The organism is Bifidobacterium sp. AGR2158, assembly GCF_000424225.1.
Taxonomy (GTDB): Bacteria; Actinomycetota; Actinomycetes; order Actinomycetales; family Bifidobacteriaceae; genus Bifidobacterium; species Bifidobacterium anseris.
In genome coordinates this window covers 102,445-120,606 of sequence record NZ_AUJM01000013.1, presented here as the reverse complement: position 1 = coordinate 120,606, position 18,162 = coordinate 102,445, and the positions used below count along the sequence as shown (strand labels likewise).

The window sequence follows — 18,162 nt, the reverse complement described above, 5'->3', positions numbered from 1 at the left end:
CGTCGCCATAGCGGCTCAGCGGCGTCGGCCGATGCGCGGTGTATCCTGACGGCTATCATGGGTCGCGGCGGCGCACGGCGCGCCGCGGCCGGCGACGACGGCATCCGCGACGTGACGAGGACGGCGACGATGGGACGAGTGATCAGCTACAACGACGGCATGCAGCGCTGCGCGTTCTGCGGCAAAAGCGAACGCGAGGTGAACCGCCTCGTCGCCGGCGCGGGCGTGGCGATCTGCGACGAATGCGTCGCGCTGTGCGTCGAGATCATCGCCGACGAACAGACGAAGGACACGAAGCTCGAGGTCATGAAACTGCCCAAGCCGGCGCAGATCAACGCCGTGCTCGACGAATACGTCATCGGGCAGGAATCGGCCAAGCGCACGCTGAGCGTCGCCGTCTACAACCACTTCAAACGCATCGAGATCGAGAAGGCGCGTCGTGCGCGGCACGGGGGCGCCGACGGCGACACGCTGCTGACGGCCGCCGCGCGGCGCATCGCAGATCCGGACGACGACGTCGACGTCGCCAAATCGAACATCCTGATGCTCGGACCGACCGGCGTGGGCAAGACCTACCTCGCGCAGACGCTCGCGAAGGCGATGCGCGTGCCTTTCGTCATCGTCGACGCGACGACGCTCACCGAGGCCGGCTACGTCGGCGACGACGTCGAGACGGTGCTCCAGCGGCTCATCCAGACCGCCGACGGCGACGTCGCGCGCGCGAGTCACGGCATCATCTACATCGACGAGATTGACAAGATTGCGCGCAAGAGCGGCGAGAACACGTCGGTGACGCGCGACGTGTCCGGCGAGGGCGTGCAGCAGGCGCTGCTCAAGATCATCGAAGGCACCGTCGCGAATGTGCCGGTCGAAGGTGCGCGTAAGCACCGCGAGGCCGAATCGGTGCAGATCGACACGCGCGACATCCTGTTCATCTGCGGTGGCGCCTTCGTCGGTCTCGACGACATCGTCGCCGACCGGCTCGGACGGCGCACGAGCGGCTTCGGCACGTCGTGGGGTGCGCGGCAGGTCGGGCGTGCCGAACTGCTCGCGCAGGTCACCGCCGACGACCTCGAGAACTTCGGGCTGCTTCCCGAGTTCATCGGTCGCCTGCCGGTCGTCACGGCGCTCGACGAGCTTGGCGCCGACGACCTCAAGGAGATCCTGACGAAGCCGGCGAACGCGTTGACGCGCCAGTACCGCAAGCTGTTCGCCGTCGACGGCGTGACGCTCACCTTCACCGACGACGCGATCGAGCGCATCGCGCGCATCGCGCTCGAACGCGGCACCGGCGCGCGCGGGCTGCGCTCGATCATCGAACGCACGCTCGAGGACGCGATGTATGACGTGCCGGGTGACGACGCGGTGAGCGAGGTCATCGTCGACGCCGAGGCCGTCGACGGCACACGCGGACCGAGGATCGTCTCCGAAGGGCACCGGCCGGTGCTGCGCCTCGAACGCAGCGGCGTGTGAGGGGAGTGCGACGGGTCGCCGAACACGCGGAAACATTGGCGACACGCCGTCGATTTGATGTGATTGTGAAAGCGTTGTATATTTTTCGAGTTGCCGAAAACAAGCAACATGCGCGAGTAGCCCAGCGGATTAGAGCAGCTGACTACGGATCAGCAGGTCGCAGGTTCGAATCCTGTCTCGCGCACTTGGCCGTTGTAGTGGAGGCGTGCAAACGTCGGTCACTTCGGATGCAGCGGTGCTGCGCGAGTAGCCCAGCGGATTAGAGCAGCTGACTACGGATCAGCAGGTCGCAGGTTCGAATCCTGTCTCGCGCACAATAAGCCCTTGGTCGCGTATGCGGCCAAGGGCTTAACCAATTTCGGTTGCGTCCCCTTCGTGCGCGTGCACAGAAGACCAGCCGATGGGCCATGAAGGTGTGTGCCCGGTTGCCGCGGCATACGCGCCCATGAGCGGCATGGGCGACCGGGCATCATCAGGGTGGCGGCAGTGGTGAAGGTCCGGTGAACCGAGGCGGGGGAGTGCGCCGTCCGTAACACGGCGGCACTAGGGTGGCGTTCCGTACAGAGCGGACGGCGCGCCCCAATGGCGTGCACAGAGTATGGAGACAGCATGTTCGATTTCGACACACGCCCCGAACGCCGGCACACGACGTCGGCCAAATGGAAGCTCATCGAGGACGAACTCGGCGCGGGGCATGACGACGTCGTCGCGATGTCGGTCGCCGACATGGAGTTCGTGCCGGCGCCGCAGATCGTCGACGCGATCGTCGACGCGGCGCGCCGGGACGTCTTCGGCTATGACTACGCGACCGACGCCTACTACGAGGCGGTCGTCGGATGGATGTGCCGCCGTCACGGCCTCGAGATCGACCCGTCGTGCATACGGCTGTCCGACGGCGTCATGCCGGCGATCAACACGGCGCTGCGCGCGTTCACGCATCCGGGCGATACGATCGTCATCCAACGTCCCGTCTACTACCCGTTCACCGACGCCGCGCGCGGCAACGGGTTGACGATCTCGAACAACGCGCTTATCTACGACGAGGCGTCTCGCCGCTATACGATCGACTTCGACGACCTCGATGCGCGTCTCGCCGACCCGCGCTGCACGGCGATGCTGCTGTGCAACCCGCACAACCCGGTCGGCCGCGTCTGGACCGCCGACGAGCTGCGCCGCATCGGCGACCTGTGCCGTGCGCACGACGTGCTGCTGCTTGTGGACGAGATCCACGCCGACTTCGGCCGCGACGGCCACCCGGTGACGATGTTCGGCGCGCTCGGCGAACCCTATGCGAGTCAGGCGATCGAATTCACGGCGCCGACGAAAACCTTCAACCTCGCTGGATTGCTGTGCTCGAACGCCTTCATCCGCGACGCACGTCTGCGCGAACGCTACGACGTCGCCGCCGCGAACATCGGCGGCATGACCGTCAGCCATTTCGGACTCGTCGCCTGCATCGCCGCCTACAACGACGCCGAGGCATGGTTCGACGAACTGCTCGGCGTGCTCGAGCGCAATCGCGGCGTGCTCGCCGACTTCGCGCGCACGCATCCGGACGTCGCGCTCGTTGAACCGGAGGGCACCTACCTCGCATGGATCGACCTGCGCTCGCTGGGACTCGAGACGGACGCGCTGCGCGACTTCATGCACGAGCGCGCCCGCGTCTACTTCGACGAAGGCGTGATGTTCGGCGACGAAGGCGCCGGCTTCGAACGCGTCAACCTCGCCTGTCCGACGCCGATGCTCGAGGAGGTGCTCGCGCGCCTCGAGACGGCGCTCGCGACGCTCGGACGGTGACGTGCGGCGCCTGCGACGCCGGATGGCACACGCGGGCGGCGAGGTCGAGAAAGCGTGAACATCGCCGCCCGGCGCATGTACGGACGGCGTCGGATGCGGCATAATGGAAGACGTTTTGTGTGTGGAAGGGCGGCCGTCATGGCCGCATGAACGGGAGGTGTGATGAGCGGAACGGCACAGGGACCATGGGCGGCCATCAGAAGAGTGGCGGCGTCGGACCGCATATCCGGCCTGATCATGCTCGGCTTCGCGCTCATGGGCCTCGTCCTGGCGAACATCCCGGCGACGGCCGCATGGTTCGAGCATCTGTCGCATTTCGAACTGGGCGTGCCCGGTACGAACATCACGATGGGTGTCGGCCACTGGGCACAGGACGGACTGCTGACGATCTTCTTCCTCGTCGTCGGCCTTGAGCTCAAACAGGAGTTGACGACCGGGTCGTTGTCGAACATCCGCGCCGCCGCCGTGCCGATGCTGTGCGCCGTAGGCGGCATGATCGTGCCGCCAATCCTGTTCATCGCCGTCGTCGCGCTGTTCTCGCGCTACGGCGCCGGCGATCCGGGCAGTCTGCTCATCGCGAACGGCGCGACCTTCCCGTTCTCCGAGGCGGCGCATGGATGGGCGATTCCGACGGCGACCGACATCGCGTTCTCGCTCGCCGTGCTCGCGCTGTTCGCCAAGGCACTGCCGGGTTCGATTCGCGCGTTCCTGATGACGCTCGCGACCGTCGACGATCTGCTCGCGATCATCCTCATCGCCGTGTTCTTCTCGTCGCTCAACGCTTGGTATTGGTTCGTCGGCATCGCCGTGTGCGCCGTGGCATGGTATTTCCTCGTGCGCATGCGCAAGGTGCCGTGGTTCGGCGTCGCCGTTATCGGCATCCTCTCGTGGGTCATGATGTACGAGGCGGGCGTGCACCCGACGCTCGCTGGCGTCCTCGTCGGCCTGCTCACGCCGGCGCGCGCGATGTACGGGGAGCGTTCCCCGCGCGCCGAACGCTACGCCGACAAACTCCAGCCGTTCTCGGCGCTGCTTGCGCTGCCGATCTTCGCGTTCTTCGCCACCGGCGTGCATTTCGACGCGATCACGCCGATGCTGCTCGTCTCGCCGATCGTCATCGGCATCATCGTCGCGCTCGTCGTCGGCAAGCCCTTGGGCATCATGGCCGTCGCATGGTGCTCGACGCATCTGGGATCCCTGCGCATGCCGAAGGGACTGCGCGTGCGCGACATGTTCCCGGCGGCCGTCGCCTGCGGCATCGGCTTCACCGTCTCCTTCCTGATCGCCTCGCTCGCCTACGCCAACGCCGAACTGTCCGCCGAGGCGCGCTTCGGCGTGCTGCTCGCGTCGCTGCTCGCCGCGGCCGTCTCCGGCGTGCTGCTCAGCCGCCAGTCGAGGCGTTTCGAGGCGCGCGCGGCCGCCGAGCAGACCGTCCCCGACGTGCAGCGCGGCTCGGGACGCACCGAGACCACGCTCGCCGATGGTACTGTGGTGCTCAGCCAGAGCATCGGCGGCAGACGAAAGGAGCCGGCACATGACGACGGAGCAGGAAGCTCGGGACGACGCACGAAGCGAGGACGCCGCGCGCGTCGATGAAGTGACGTGGGGCGAGGGGAGCGAAGGCGCCTCGCCGCTGGGGCAGACCTACCGGCAGGGCGCTGTTCTGCTGCGCGGCCAGATGATCCCGCAGGAGAGCACGACTGAACGGCTGCTCAAGCCGGACGCGTCGACCGACTGGCTGCACCGCGACCCGTGGCGCGTCCTGCGCATCCAAGCCGAGTTCGTCGACGGCTTCGGCTCGCTTGCCGATCTGGGTCCCGCAGTCAGCATCTTCGGATCGGCGCGCATCCGGCCTGACGAGGACGCCTACCACGCCGCGCTCGCGATGGGTGCACGCATTGCACGCCGCAACGTCGCCGTCATCACCGGCGGCGGCCCCGGCATCATGGAGGCTGCGAACAAGGGCGCCGCGCTCGCCGGCGGCAAATCGGTGGGACTTGGCATCGAGCTGCCGCATGAGCAGGGCATCAACGAATGGGTCAACCTCGGCATGACCTTCCGCTACTTCTTCGTGCGCAAGACGATGTTCATGAAATACTCGCAAGGCATCATCGTGTGCCCCGGCGGCTTCGGCACGCTCGACGAGACCTTCGAGGCGCTCACACTCGTGCAGACGCACAAGGTGGCGCGCATCCCGATCGCGCTGTACGACACGGCGTATTGGAAAGGCCTGTTCGATTGGATCAACGGCACCGTCAAGGACCGCGGCCTGATCTCGACGCTCGACCCGTCGCTCGTGACGATCACCGACGACGTCGACGAGGCCGTCGCCGTCGCCACGTCGCAGATCGACTGACGTATGCGCGCATGCCGCAGCCGATGATAGAGACGATTGATAGATACGATCGATAGAGAACATCGATAGAGAGCCGCCCCCGCGTTGCAATGGTCGCGGGGGCGGCTCTCTATCGATGTTCTACACCAGCATCTGCGCTGTGCCGTTCAGCGCAGCACGGCGATGAACACGCCGTCGCCGGTCGGCGTCATCGCGCTCGTGAAACGCTCGTCATCCTCGATCCGTTCGAGCAGTTCGCGCATGAGCACCGCTTTCTCGCCGCGGTCGGCCGGATTCGTCAGGCCGCCCTTGGCGTGCGGCGCGCGCATCGCGAGCGCGTCGGTGAACACGATGGCGCCGCCGCGGCGCAGCAGTCGCGGCGCCTGTTCGAGGACCGGCATGTAGTTCGAGGCGTCGCCGGCCACGACGATGAGGTCGTAGTCGTTGCCGTTGAGCCGCTGGAGGAAGACGGCGGGTGCGGCGTTGACGGCGCGCAGCGTCGTGCGCGTCGTGTCGTCGATCGCGGAAAAGAACGTGCGGATCGCCGCGACGCCGGCCGCCGACGAGTCGACGGCGGTGAGTTTGCCGGCGCCGTCGAGGCCGTCGACGAGCTGCGCGGTCTCGACGAGCGAGCCGGTACCGACGACGATCGCGGACGTGGCCTTCGTCATCCGCGCGAAGGCGGCGAGCAGGAACCCTTCCGAGGCCGGGCACGGCGAGAGTTCGGCCTGCGTCGCCAGCTCGCGCGCCCGGCGCACGGACTGCGGCTCGCGCGCCGCCTCGTGATCCTCGATGCAGACCCACGCCTTGGCGTGGTTGTCGTATGTGCGTTTGTCCATCATCGCCGCGTCACGCCTCACGTTCCCTGACCTGTGCGATGAGCTGCCAGATCTCCTCGCCGACGTCGATGCCCACCGGGCATTCGCGCGAGCAGGCGCGCACCGATTGGCAAGCCTGGATGCCGTCGGCCGTGTCGATCGCCTCGAGCCGCTCATAGGTGGCCTCGTCGCGCGAATCGTCGATGAAGCGCGCCTGGTTGATGAGCGCGGCCGGCCCGACGAAGGCCTCGCCTCCCGCATACACAGGGCATGCGCCCTCGCAGGCGCCGCAGACGATGCACGTCGTCAGCGCCTCGTATTTGGCGAGCTGTTCTGGGCTTTGCAGGTATTCGAGCACGTCGACCTTGCCGTCCTCGGTCGTCGCGAGTACGCCGTCGGCGATCAGATATGGCTTGAGGCGTTTGATCTGTTCGAGCATCGGGTCGATGTCGGCGATGAGGTCGCGGTCGACGGCGAATCCGGGCAGCGGCGCCAGTTCGATGACGCCGAGGCCGGCCGCCGCATTGTTCGCTGTGTCTTCCGCCGTCTCGACGTCCGTCGTTTCGGCGTCGGCCGTCTCGGACACGGTGCGGCGGAAGCCTTCGGCGTCGACGACGCGTTCGGGCTGCGCCCAGTCGGCGATCTTCGCCTTGCACAGCAGCGTCGGCGTGCCGTTGACGGCGGCCGCGTCCGATCCGCACATGCCATGGCCGCACGAGTAGCGGAACATGAGCGTCGGGTCGACGGTGCGCTTGATGCGCAGCAGGCAGTCGAGGATCGTCTCGTCGCCGCGCACATCGAGCGTGTAGTCCTGCGTCCACTGTTTGCCGCGCGGACGGCGTGCGGTGCGCGCCGGCGAGTCGCCGAACGGCGACGCCTTGCGCGCGAAGGGGCTGGAGCCGCGCGCGCGGTCGCGTTCGCGCGCCGGCTTGGGGGAGAAGCGGTGCACGCGCAGCGTGACCGTCGTCCCGGATGATGCTAATTGAGCCATGCGTTGCCTTTCATGCCTGTTCCACTATAGACGCCGGGCGTTTTCAGTAGGAGCGCGCGCCCGGCTCGATGTCGACGACGTGCACCGGCTGGCGCAGCGGGGCGGCGCCGGCGGCCGTCATCGAATGGTTCAGGCATGTCGCGTCGTCGCGGTCGGGGAAGTCGGTGCGCTTGAGCGATCCGCGCGACTCGTGGCGCGCGTCGGTCGCGGCGATCATCGCCTCGGCGAGCCGTACGAGATGGCGCGCCTCCCAGATCGCCGTGAGCTCCTGGTTGAAGGTGCGCGCATCGGAATGCGGGCGCAGGCGGCGTGCGCGTTCGGCGATCGGGCCGTTGACGACGACCTGCGCGCGCGCGATCGAGCCGGCGTCGCACAGCACGGCGACGCCGCGCTCCATCGTTTCGGACAGGTCATCCATGACACGGTACGCGTTGTCGTCGTCGCCGTCCTTCGCGTCGGCGAGCAGCGTGTCGATGTCGGCGTCGCGCGCCGTCTTCGCCGCGTCGAGCGCGTCGGAGAGCGCCGGGTCTGCAGGCGTGCCGGCGGCGACCGGATCGTCGGCGACGCGCGCGGCGACGGCTTGGCCGGCGCGCGTGCCGAACAGGCATGCGTCAAGCAGCGAGTTGCCGCCGAGGCGGTTCGCGCCGTGCACGCTCACGCATGAGCATTCGCCGGCGGCGTACAGCCCCTCGACGATGTTGCGCCGTTCGCCGTCCCAGACGTAGACCTCGCCGTCGGTTGTCACGGGGATGCCGCCCATCGTGTAGTGGGCGGTCGGCTTGACCGGCACGAGGTCCTTCGTCGGGTCGAGTCCGGCGTAGTCCTCGATCGTCTCGACGACCTGCGGCAGCGCGCGGCGCATGCGTTCAGGGTCGATGCCGGTCATGTCGAGCCAGACGCAGTCCTTCGGGCCGTCTGGGTCGCGCGGGTCGGCGACGCCGCGGCCGGCATCGGTCTCGCTGCGGATTGCGCGGCTGACGACGTCGCGCGCCGCCAGATCGGCGTGGCCGGGCGCATAGGAGGCCATGAAGGCCTCGCCGTCGGCGTTGCGCAGCACGCCACCCTCGCCGCGCGAGGCCTCGGACAGCAGGATGCCGGTGTGAGCCAGTCCGGTCGGATGGAACTGCACGAATTCGATGTCCTCGAGCTGCAGGCCGGCGTCAAGCGCGAGCGCCATGCCGTCGCCGGTCAGGTCGTGGGAGTTCGACGTCGTGCGGAACAGACGGCCGGCACCGCCGGTCGCGAGGATCGTGTTGCGCGCGGCGATGGCGCGGGTGACGCCGGCGTGCGTGTCGAAGGCGATGACGCCGGCGGCGCGCCGGAGCGTCTCGTCGAGCACGAGGTCGGTCACGTACCATTCCTCGGCGAAGTCGACGCCGTAGTGCACGCACTGCTGCCACAGCGTGTGCAGGATCTGGTGGCCGATGCGGTCGGCGGAGTAGGCGGCGCGTTTGACCGGGCGCGCGCCGAAGTCGCTCGTGTGGCCGCCGAAGCGGCGCTGCGCGATGCGTCCGTCGGCGGTGCGCGAGAACGCGACGCCGGAACGTTCGAGGTTGATGACGGTCATCGGGGCGTCCTCAGCGAGCAGTCTCGCCGCGTCCTGGTCGACGAGCCAGTCGCCGCCCTTGACCGTGTCGTAGTAGTGCCAGCGCCATTCGTCCGGTTCCATGTCCGCAAGGCTCGCGGCGATGCCGCCTTCGGCCGAACCGGTGTGCGAGCGCAGCGGCTGCAGCTTCGAGACGACGAGGACCTTCGGTTCGACGCCGGCCTCGCGCAGCGCGCGGGCGGCGTCGCTGCGGTGGAAGCCGAGCGCGGCGGACAGTCCGGCCGCGCCGGCTCCCACGATCACGGCGTCGTATTGTTCTTCGATGTGCTTCGGGGTCATATCCGGTATTGTGTCACAAGGCATTCCGCGCCCGCGAGGCCGGCGTCCTACGGCTCGGGCGGCGTGGCTCGGGCCGTAGGCGCATGGCGCGGATGGCAGTATTCGTCAACGGCGCGCGCATCGGCCAGCAGGATCGCCCGGTGGTCGCGGATGAGTGCGTTGCATCCGGCGTTCGACGGGTTCGTCACGTCGCCGGGCACCGCGTAGAGGCGCCGGTTGAGCTCGTTCGCCCAGTTCGCCGTGTTGAGCGCGCCCGAACGCAGCCGCGCCTGTGTGACGGCGACCGACGACGCCATCGCGGCGATGAGCCGGTTGCGCAGCAGGAAACGGTGCGCCAGCGGAGGCGTGTCGGGGCACAGTTCGCTGATGAAGGCACCGCCGGCCTCGAGGATCGCCGCGAACAGCCGTTCATTGCACGAGGGGCCGATGTGCCCCAGACCGCCGGCGAAGACGGCGACGGTGCGTCCGCACCTGCCGGCGCACGACGACCCGGCCGCACGCACGGCGGCCCAATGGGCGGCCGCGTCGACGCCCATCGCGCCGCCCGAGACGACGGTGTGCCCGGCCAAGCACGCCTCCTCGGCGACCGCCGACGTCACCTCGCGCCCGTAGTCGTTCATGCCGCGCGAACCGACGACGGCGAGCGGCTCGGCGCATGCCGTGAGCGCGCCCGCGTCGCCGCGCACCCACAGGCACACCGGCGGCGCGTAGTCGGAACGCACGTCCAGATCGGAGAAACCGCCCGGCCACGCCTCGTCGCCGGGTGTGAGCAGTGTGTAGGCGCCGTCCGCCGTCAGCCATGCGCGCAGCGAGTCGGGATTCGCGCTCGGCAGCGACGCGAGGCGCGCATGCCAGCGTTCCACGGCCTGCACGAAGCGTTCGCGCGTGCGCGGCCGCAGCGTGCACCCCCAACGGGCGATGCCGAGCGCGAGGTCGCGTTCGAGGATCCGCATGCCTTCGTCGCGCCCCGGCTGCGGCATGTCCTGCATCGACATGACGAGGGACGTCAGGACGGCGCGCGCGTCGTCGGCGCCCTTGAGCAGCGCGGCCATCATGATGTCCGCGTCGTCGATGCACAGCGTGAGCAGGCAGCGGGCGAGCGCGTCATCGGCTTCGCCGGCCATCTTCAGCATCGCGTCGCTCATGTCAGCTCCTTCGTGCGCAGCGCGATCGCCTCGGTCATGTCGTTCGCATCCGGACGGCCATGGCCGGCGAGGTCGGCGAGCGTCCACGCCAGACGCATCGAACGGTCGGCGCCACGCAGACTCAACCGCTGCGCGCCGAGCGCCTCGTTGACGACGTCGAGGGCCTCCGTCGGCGTATGCGCGCGCAGCCACGTGCCCGACGCCTGCGCGTTGCAGCCCCATCCGGTCTCGGCGAACCGCCTGCGGGCGATATCGCGCGCCGCGACGACGCGTGCGCGCACCGCCTCGCTCGTCTCGCCGCGGGCCGTCGGCGCGACGCCGATGCGTGAGATCGGGTTGACCGGCACCTGGATGTCGATGCGGTCGAGGATCGGCCCGGACAGGCGCGCGAAGTAGCGGATGCGGTCGCGCTCGCGGCATGTGCAGCGTTCGCCGGTGCCGTAGCCGTAGCCGCACGGGCACGGGTTGGCGGCCATGACGAGCTGGAACGAGGCCGGGTAGATGGCCGTGCCCTTCGATCTGGAGACGGCGACGACGCCCGATTCGAGCGGTTCGCGCAGCGTCTGCAGCGCGCGCGGCGCGAATTCGGGGGCCTCGTCCATGAACAGGACGCCGCGGTGGGCGCGCGTGACGGCGCCGGGCTTGCCGATGCCGCTGCCGCCACCGACGAGCGCGGGTACCGTGGCCGTGTGGTGCGGCGCCTCGAAGGGCGGCACATCGGTGATGCCGTACGCGCCGAGCGTGCCGCACAGCGAGCGGATCGACGCGACCTCGAACTGGTCGCGTTCGTCGAGCGGCGCCATGATGCCGGGCATGCGCGAGGCAAGCATCGTCTTGCCGGTGCCGGGAGGGCCGACCATGAGCACATGATGACCGCCGGCCGCGGCCACCTCGAGTGCGCGCTTCGCCGGCTGCTGGCCGACGACCTCGGCCATGTCGCCGACCGGCATCGCCATCGTGCCCAGGTCGGCGCGGCCGTCGGCGATGCCGGGATCCTCGTCGCGCAGCGTGTACGCCGCATGTGCGCCGAACATCTCCATCAGTTCGCCGACATGGGAGACGTAGCGCGGCTCGACGCCGTCGACAAGTTCGGCCTCGTCGCGGTTCGCGCGCGGCACGATGACGTGGCGCAGCCCGGCGTCGCGAGCATGCAGCAGTATCGGCAGCAGCCCGTCGATGGCGTGCACGCTGCCGTCGAGGTTGACCTCGCCGAGCACAACGACACCGACCATGCAGTCGTGCGGGACGACGCCGCTCGCGCTGAGCACGGCGGCGGCGATCGCCAGATCGTGCGACGATCCGCGCTTGGGCAGCGAGGCGGGGGACATGTTGACGGTCACGCGCGTCTGCGGCCATGTGAAGCCGCTCGCCGCGCAGCCCGACTTGACGCGTTCGCGCGCCTCGCTCAGCGACGCGTCGGGCAGTCCGATGATCGAGAAGTACGGCAGTCCGGGCGAGATGAAGGCCTGCAGCTGGATCGTGAAGGCCTTGAGTCCGATGAGCCCGACCGACAGGGCGTTGCCGATGACCATCAGAACGCCCCTGGGATGTGGCGCACGTCGACGTCGTCGCCGGACACGCTCAGCGCGATCACGTCGAAGCGGATGGCGACGTGCGGAACCTTCGCGCCGCGCGTCGCGAGCCACTGCCCGGCCGCGCGGCGCAGATTGACCTGCTTGGCCGGGTGGACGGCCTCCTCGGGGGCGCCGAAGCGGCGTGTGCGCCGCGTCTTGACCTCGACGAACAGGATCGTGCGGTTCGGCGTGACGGCGATGACGTCGATCTCGCCGTAGCGGGTGCGGTAGTTCATGCCGATGACGCGCATGCCCCGGCATTCGAGCCATGCCCGCGCGGTCTCCTCGCCGGTGGTGCCGAGCTCGCGGGCCGACATGCTTGGCATCGCGAGGCGGGCGAGACAGGCGTGCAGCCGCGCGGCCGCCTCGCCGTCGCCGTCGGCGAACTCGTCGCCGATGAGGTCGCCACCGATGAGGTCATCACTGCTGAGGTCGTCGCCGGTCCCGAAGTTGGCGGCCTCGCCTCTCGCCGTCTTCGTCATCGGCGTGGTAGCCGGCGCGGCGCCGAACGCCGGCGCATCCCATATGTCCTCGTCGTGCTCGAACACGGTCCATGCGTCGCTTTCGGCGGTTCCGGTCCCCGTCCCGGCAGTCCATGTCCCGGTTTCGTCCATCGTGGTCTTCTCCATGTCATCCTCCTTGCGGCCGGCGCCGCGATTGCATGCGCGGCGTCACGAACGGTCGCGTCCATCGAAGCAGCGGATGGGGCGGCTGTGGATGACACGCCGGAAGGGTGTGTCGAATGTGGATGGAGCCGCCCGTTGTCCACAACGGGTCACCGCCGCTGTGGACAACGGATGGCCGAAGGCGGCGAAACGGCCTTGTGGCGCCGATGCGCGCCCGAGACGACGAAGGGGCCGTGTCCGGCACATCGGTCGGACACGGCCCCTGCAAGGCCTCTGGAGGAGGCGATCGCCGCCGGCGAAACCGGCGGGGGAGAAAAATCAGTCGACGAGGCTCGTCAGCTCGCCGAGGCTCAGCTCGAAGCTCACGCCGCGCTCCTCGTAATGCGGCTGGAAGCGCGTCTGCTCCATCGCGTTGTGCACGAACTCGCCGGCGAGACGGGCCGCGGCGGCCAGATCGAGGCCGGCCATGACGCCGCCGATCATCGCAGACGCGAAGGCGTCGCCGGTGCCATGGCACATGAACGGCAGCTTCTCGTGCACGCATTCGGTCATCGAATCGAGCCCGGCCTCGCGGTTCGCGACGAAGTTGCGGATGCGGCCGTCGTCATGGTCGATGCCCTTGAGCACGACGTTCTTCGCGCCCAGATCGAACAGGCGGCCGATGATCGCGCGCACCTGTTCGTCGGTGATGTCCTGGCCCGGATAGTCGCGCCCCGTCAGGATCGACGCCTCGGTGAGGTTCGGCATGAGCAGGTCGGCGCCTTCGACGAGCGCGCCCATCGCCTCGCACAGCTCGGCCGTGTACGTCGGATACATCTCGCCGGCATCGCCCATGACCGGGTCGACGAAACGCAGCGCCTTCGGATACTCGCGGTACAGGCGTTCGATGATCGCCACCTGGTCAGGCGAGCCGAGGAAGCCCGAATAGACGCCGTCGAGGTCGACGCCCTCCTTGCCCCACGCGTCGAGATAGGCGCCGAGCATATCGGTCGTGTCCTCCATCGTGAAGACCTTGTAGCGCGTATGCGCCGAGAACAGTGCGGTCGGCACCGGGCACACGTCGCAGCCGGCGGCCGACAGGATCGGGATCGCGGCGGTCAGCGAGCATTTGCCGTAGCCGCACATGTCGTGCACGGCGGCGATGCGGGGGATGTATTCACGGTTGCGGTTGTACAGGGTGATCTCGGTCATGGCGTCCTTCCTTGATGCGTGGCGTGCCGATCGGTCGTTCGTACGCCACTGTAGGACGACGGATCGCGTTTCGCATGTCGCGTACGGTCGTCGGGCCGCGGTTACGGCGTGTCGCGCAGGGCGGCTCGGGGCATCTGGCACACCACCCGTGCTCGTATGCCGCGCCGTGATAGACGGGTATAGGAAACGGCGATAACGCGGCGCTTGCACCGGCCTCGCGCCGCCCCGTACAGTCGGCCGTGGGCGGCGATTCTCGCCGCGGACGACCACCAATCACCACGACAACCACAACCACACAACAACGACCACAGACCACAACGACCCCGCGCACCCGGCGGGGAGCAAAGGACGGATACGATGACCGACGAGAGGAACCCACGCCAGCATTTCGAGACGCTGCAGCTGCACGCGGGGCAGGAGAGCGCCGACCCGGCAAGCGACGCGCGCGCCGTGCCGATCTACCAGACGACGAGCTACGTCTTCCACGACTTCGACCATGCTGCCGCGCGCTTCGGACTGGCCGACCCGGGCAACATCTACGGAAGGCTGACGAATTCGACGCAGGCCGTCCTCGAGGAGCGCATCGCCGCGCTCGAAGGCGGCACGGCGGCGCTCGCGGTCGCCTCGGGCGCCGCCGCCGTCGACTACGCGGTGCGCAACATCACGCAGTCCGGCGACCACATCGTCGCCGCGAAGAACATCTACGGCGGCACCTACAACCTGCTGCGGCACACGCTCGAACGAGACGGCATCCACACGACCTTCGTCGACCTCGACCCCGCCGCCTTCGAGGATGCGATCGGGGAGGACACGAAGCTCGTCTACTTCGAGACCTTCGGCAACCCGAACGCCGACTTCCCTGACTTCGAGGCGATCGCCGAGGTCGCGCACCGCCACGGGCTGCCGGTCGTCGTCGACAACACCTTCGCGACGCCCTACCTGTTCCGCCCGCTCGAGCACGGCGCCGACATCGTCGTCGAATCGGCGACGAAGTTCATCGGCGGCCACGGCACGACGCTCGGCGGCGTCATCATCGAAGGCGGCGACTTCGACTGGTCGGCCACTCCTGGCAAATTCCCGACGCTGACCGAACCCGACCCCTCCTACCACGGGCTCAACTTCCACGAGGCGCTCGGCCCGGCCGCATTCGTCACGCGCATCCGCGCGATCCTGCTGCGCGACACCGGTGCTACGCTTTCGCCGCTGTCCGCCTTCCTGCTGCTGCAGGGCACGGAGACGCTGTCGCTGCGCGTCGAACGCCACGTCGCCAACGCGCTCGACGTCATCGACTACCTCAAGACGGTCCCCGAGGTCGTCTCGATCTCCCACCCGTCGATCGAGGGGCGCGCCGACCACGAACGCTACGCAAAGACCTTCCCGAACGGCGCATGCCCGATCTTCACCTTCGACATCAGGGGAGGACGCGACGCGGCGCGCGTGTTCATCGACAACCTCCACCTGTTCTCGCTGCTGGCGAACGTCGCCGACGTCAAGAGCCTCGTCATCCATCCGGCCTCGACGACGCACGCACAGGAGTCCGAGGCCGAGCTCGCCGACCAGGGCATCCATCAGGGCACGATCCGCCTGTCGATCGGCACCGAGCACATCGACGACATCATCGCCGACCTCGACGGCGCCTTCCGGGCGGTGCGTGGGAGCGGCTACGCGGACTGAGCCTCCACAGCGACGACCACATGGGCGACCCCGCGGCGCATCCGCCGCGGGGTCGCCCATGGCGGCGTGTACGGCCTGTTATGCTGGATTAGGCGCACCCCCGCCGTTTGTCTGAAGCAGTGGATACGTTCACCTGTGGTGGACCGCTTCCCCGGACGCGAACGGCCGGGGCGCCGTGTCCGTTCCTGCTATCCCGATGGAGTATGGTGTGGCCGACATTATCACCGTGATGAATCTTGGATGGGCGTACGCGCCCGCGTCCGAAGGGGACGACGCGCGCACCGCGCTGCACGACGTGAGCTGCTACGTGCCGCGCGGCGGCGTCATCGGCGTGCTCGGACCGAGCGGCTCGGGCAAATCGACCTTCGCGAAGGCGCTCGTCGGACTCGTCCCGCACTGCACGGCGGGCACGCTCACCGGCTATGCGCGCATCGCCGACATGAACGTCAAAAGCACATCGGTGTCCAATCTTTCGCTGCGCGTCGGCTACGTCGGACAGGACCCGTGGGGGCAGACCGTGGGCGAGACGGTCGAGGAGGAGATTGCGTTCCCGCTCGAGAACCGCGGCGTGGCGCCCGACGAGATTCGCGCGCGCGTCGACGAGGTCCTCGCGATGCTGCACATCGAGGCGCTGCGCCACCGGCTGACGGCGACACTGTCCGCCGGCGAGCTCGAACGCGTCACGATTGGCTCGGCGATCGCCGCCGGCCCCGACGTGCTCATCCTCGATGAACCATCGAACACGCTCGACGCGCAAGGCTGCGCCGACCTGTTCGCGATCGTTGAACGCATGCGAGAGAACGACCATATGACGACGCTCGTCGTCGAACAGCGCACACGCGAGCTCGCGCGCCACGCCACCGGCGTCTTCCTGATGGTCGGAGGCGAGATCATCCGCCGCACCGGCGCCGACATCTTCGAACGCGAGGGCGCGCTGCTCGAATCGGTCGGCGTCGACGTGCCGCGCGGCGAGGCGCCCACGCTCACGCTCGCCGACGACGAGCCGACGGCCGCGCGACAGACCGCCGTCGTCTTCGACCACGTCGCTCTGCGCCATCAGGGTTCGGCGCCCGACGAGCCGCCCGCACTCGAGGACGTCACCTTCGCCGTCGAACGCGGATCCTTCGTCGGCGTCGTCGGCGCGAACGGCTCGGGCAAGTCGGCGCTGTTGCGGCTGCTCGACGCGCAGCTGCGCCCACAAGCGGGCCGCGTCACCGTCGCCGGCGTCGACGTCGCGCAGCGGCGCACACAGCAGATGGCCAGACTCGTCTCCTACGTCGGTCAGGACCCGTCCGCGACGCTGCTCGGCGGCACTGTACGCGAGGAGATCGCATGCGGCGCACGCGTCGGCGGCATCCGCGAAACGGACGCGAACGCGCGCGTCAACGAGATGATCCGGCTGTTCGACCTCTACGGCGTCGAGGACACGCCCGTTGCGCGGCTTTCGAGCGGGCAGCGGCGCGCCACGGCGCTCGCCGCCGCGCTCGCGTCGCGCACGCCGGTCATCGCCCTCGACGAACCGCTCGCAGGCTTCGACGTGCGGCTGCGCACGCGCGTGCTCGACGCGCTCGCCGAAGCCTGCGAGCGCGGCACGACGGTTGTCATGGCAAGCGTCGACGTGGCCGCCGTCGACGAATACTGCACGCATGCGGCACGGCTCGACGCCGGACGCCTCGTCGGCTACGGCCGCGTCGCGCACGGCGAGTCAACGCAAGGAGGCGCACGATGATGAACGGACGGTTCTGCACGCCGGGCGACGGCTGGCTGCATCGGCTCGACACGCGCGTGAAGATGCTCATCTCGATCCTGCTCGTCGTGCTGTGCGCATGGTGGGGCAACTGGGTCTTTCTCGCCGCTGTGCTCGTGCTCGAACAGCTCATGTTCGTCGCCGACCGCACGCCGGCGCGCTCCGTCGGCGGCGTGTGGGCCGTGTTCGCGCCGGTCGCCGCGCTCGTTGTGATCGTCATGGCGCTGTGTCTGAACGACTACGGCGACACGACGCTGTGGCAGTTCGGTTGGTGGCGCGTGAGCGCGCAGTCGCTGACGCTGTGCGGCGTCGTCGCATTGAGGATCATCGACATCGTCTTCGCGTTGATGCTCACCGTGCTGACGACGAGCAGACGCGACTGGATCCGCGCGTTGAGCGCATTGCGCGTGCCGTATCCGGCGGCGAGCCGCTTCGTCGACCGGCTCAACTGGCTGCCGCGCTGGCGGCAGGCGGTGCGTGAGGCGCGCCGCCGTCAGGACGTGCGCGGCGTGGCCCGCACGCCGCTGTCGCGCCTGCGCCGCTGGTTGATCGCGCACGACCTGATGGAGCGCTACGACGACCACGCCGTCATCGCCGAACGGCTGCGCGGCGTGTACATCGACCGCGGCGCGGTGCGGCGCACGCTGATGCGGCCGGCGCATATGCGGCCCGTCGATTGGCTTGTGGCATGCGCCGCCGTGGCGCTTGCGGCTGGAGTCGTCGCGATGATCATGGTCGGCTGGTGACGCGCGTCCGGCACGGTCGCGTTCGTTCACTGTTTCACTGTTCACGGTGCGGGCATCATCCTTACGGATGATGCCCGCACCGCTTTTCCGTCGCTCGGCCGATGCCGCCGACGCCGCGGGACGCCTAGCGTGGATGCCATCGAAACCACAAACGGCGCGG

At 68.7% G+C, this 18,162-nt stretch carries 14 protein-coding genes and 2 tRNA genes; 9 read left to right on the top strand and 7 right to left on the bottom strand.

Annotation, left to right across the window (positions count from 1 at the left end; translation table 11 throughout):
• Positions 1-129: 129 nt before the first annotated feature.
• The 6 genes from clpX (at position 130) to G606_RS0105200 (ending at position 5,626) form a co-directional block, all read left to right on the top strand.
• On the top strand, positions 130-1,473 hold the full coding sequence (gene clpX, locus G606_RS10035) for an ATP-dependent Clp protease ATP-binding subunit ClpX (protein ID WP_051198633.1): 1,344 nt from the start codon (positions 130-132) through the stop codon (positions 1,471-1,473).
• Positions 1,474-1,583: 110 nt separating this feature from the next.
• Positions 1,584-1,657 (top strand) — tRNA-Arg (locus G606_RS0105220).
• Between the two features lie 56 nt (positions 1,658-1,713).
• Positions 1,714-1,787 (top strand) — tRNA-Arg (locus tag G606_RS0105215).
• Positions 1,788-2,082: 295 nt separating this feature from the next.
• Positions 2,083-3,270, top strand: a complete 1,188-nt coding sequence (locus G606_RS0105210; RefSeq protein ID WP_026645060.1) for a MalY/PatB family protein — start codon at positions 2,083-2,085, stop codon at positions 3,268-3,270.
• Positions 3,271-3,432: 162 nt separating this feature from the next.
• Complete coding sequence (gene nhaA, locus G606_RS0105205; protein ID WP_026645059.1) at positions 3,433-4,866, top strand: Na+/H+ antiporter NhaA; 1,434 nt, start codon at positions 3,433-3,435, stop codon at positions 4,864-4,866.
• Positions 4,751-5,626, top strand: coding sequence for a TIGR00730 family Rossman fold protein (locus tag G606_RS0105200; RefSeq protein ID WP_423734391.1), 876 nt, complete (start codon positions 4,751-4,753; stop codon positions 5,624-5,626). The genes nhaA and G606_RS0105200 overlap by 116 nt, the downstream gene beginning before the upstream one ends.
• A 146-nt stretch (positions 5,627-5,772) precedes the next feature.
• Here the strand turns inward: G606_RS0105200 and G606_RS0105195 are convergent, their stop codons facing one another.
• The 7 genes from G606_RS0105195 to G606_RS0105165 all read right to left on the bottom strand — a co-directional run bounded on the left by G606_RS0105195 (position 5,773) and on the right by G606_RS0105165 (position 13,835).
• Positions 5,773-6,444: an O-methyltransferase gene (locus G606_RS0105195; RefSeq protein WP_026645057.1), complete on the bottom strand. Its 672-nt coding sequence runs from the start codon at positions 6,442-6,444 to the stop codon at positions 5,773-5,775.
• Between the two features lie 10 nt (positions 6,445-6,454).
• On the bottom strand, positions 6,455-7,414 hold the full coding sequence (locus tag G606_RS0105190) for a succinate dehydrogenase/fumarate reductase iron-sulfur subunit (protein ID WP_026645056.1): 960 nt from the start codon (positions 7,412-7,414) through the stop codon (positions 6,455-6,457).
• A 43-nt stretch (positions 7,415-7,457) separates the two neighbouring features.
• Positions 7,458-9,299: an FAD-binding protein gene (locus tag G606_RS0105185; protein ID WP_026645055.1), complete on the bottom strand. Its 1,842-nt coding sequence runs from the start codon at positions 9,297-9,299 to the stop codon at positions 7,458-7,460.
• Positions 9,300-9,346: 47 nt separating this feature from the next.
• Positions 9,347-10,444, bottom strand: a complete 1,098-nt coding sequence (locus G606_RS10030; protein ID WP_231371428.1) for a DNA-processing protein DprA — start codon at positions 10,442-10,444, stop codon at positions 9,347-9,349.
• Positions 10,441-11,976 (bottom strand): YifB family Mg chelatase-like AAA ATPase, encoded by a 1,536-nt coding sequence (locus G606_RS0105175; protein WP_026645054.1) that lies wholly within the window; start codon positions 11,974-11,976, stop codon positions 10,441-10,443. The genes G606_RS10030 and G606_RS0105175 overlap by 4 nt, the downstream gene beginning before the upstream one ends.
• On the bottom strand, positions 11,976-12,647 hold the full coding sequence (locus G606_RS10710; RefSeq protein WP_051198588.1) for a YraN family protein: 672 nt from the start codon (positions 12,645-12,647) through the stop codon (positions 11,976-11,978). The genes G606_RS0105175 and G606_RS10710 overlap by 1 nt, the downstream gene beginning before the upstream one ends.
• 315 nt (positions 12,648-12,962) lie before the next feature.
• On the bottom strand, positions 12,963-13,835 hold the full coding sequence (locus G606_RS0105165; RefSeq protein WP_026645052.1) for a pyridoxamine kinase: 873 nt from the start codon (positions 13,833-13,835) through the stop codon (positions 12,963-12,965).
• Between the two features lie 357 nt (positions 13,836-14,192).
• Between G606_RS0105165 and G606_RS0105160 the strand changes: the two genes are divergently transcribed.
• From G606_RS0105160 to G606_RS10955, 3 genes are all read left to right on the top strand, one after another.
• Positions 14,193-15,509 carry an O-acetylhomoserine aminocarboxypropyltransferase/cysteine synthase family protein gene (locus tag G606_RS0105160; RefSeq protein WP_026645051.1) on the top strand — a complete coding sequence of 439 codons (1,317 nt, stop codon included), beginning with the start codon at positions 14,193-14,195 and terminating at the stop codon, positions 15,507-15,509.
• A 208-nt stretch (positions 15,510-15,717) separates the two neighbouring features.
• On the top strand, positions 15,718-17,238 hold the full coding sequence (locus tag G606_RS10025) for an ABC transporter ATP-binding protein (protein WP_231371427.1): 1,521 nt from the start codon (positions 15,718-15,720) through the stop codon (positions 17,236-17,238).
• Complete coding sequence (locus G606_RS10955; RefSeq protein ID WP_081664047.1) at positions 17,235-18,002, top strand: energy-coupling factor transporter transmembrane component T family protein; 768 nt, start codon at positions 17,235-17,237, stop codon at positions 18,000-18,002. Before G606_RS10025 ends, G606_RS10955 begins: the two co-directional genes overlap by 4 nt.
• The last annotated feature ends 160 nt before the right edge of the window (positions 18,003-18,162 follow it).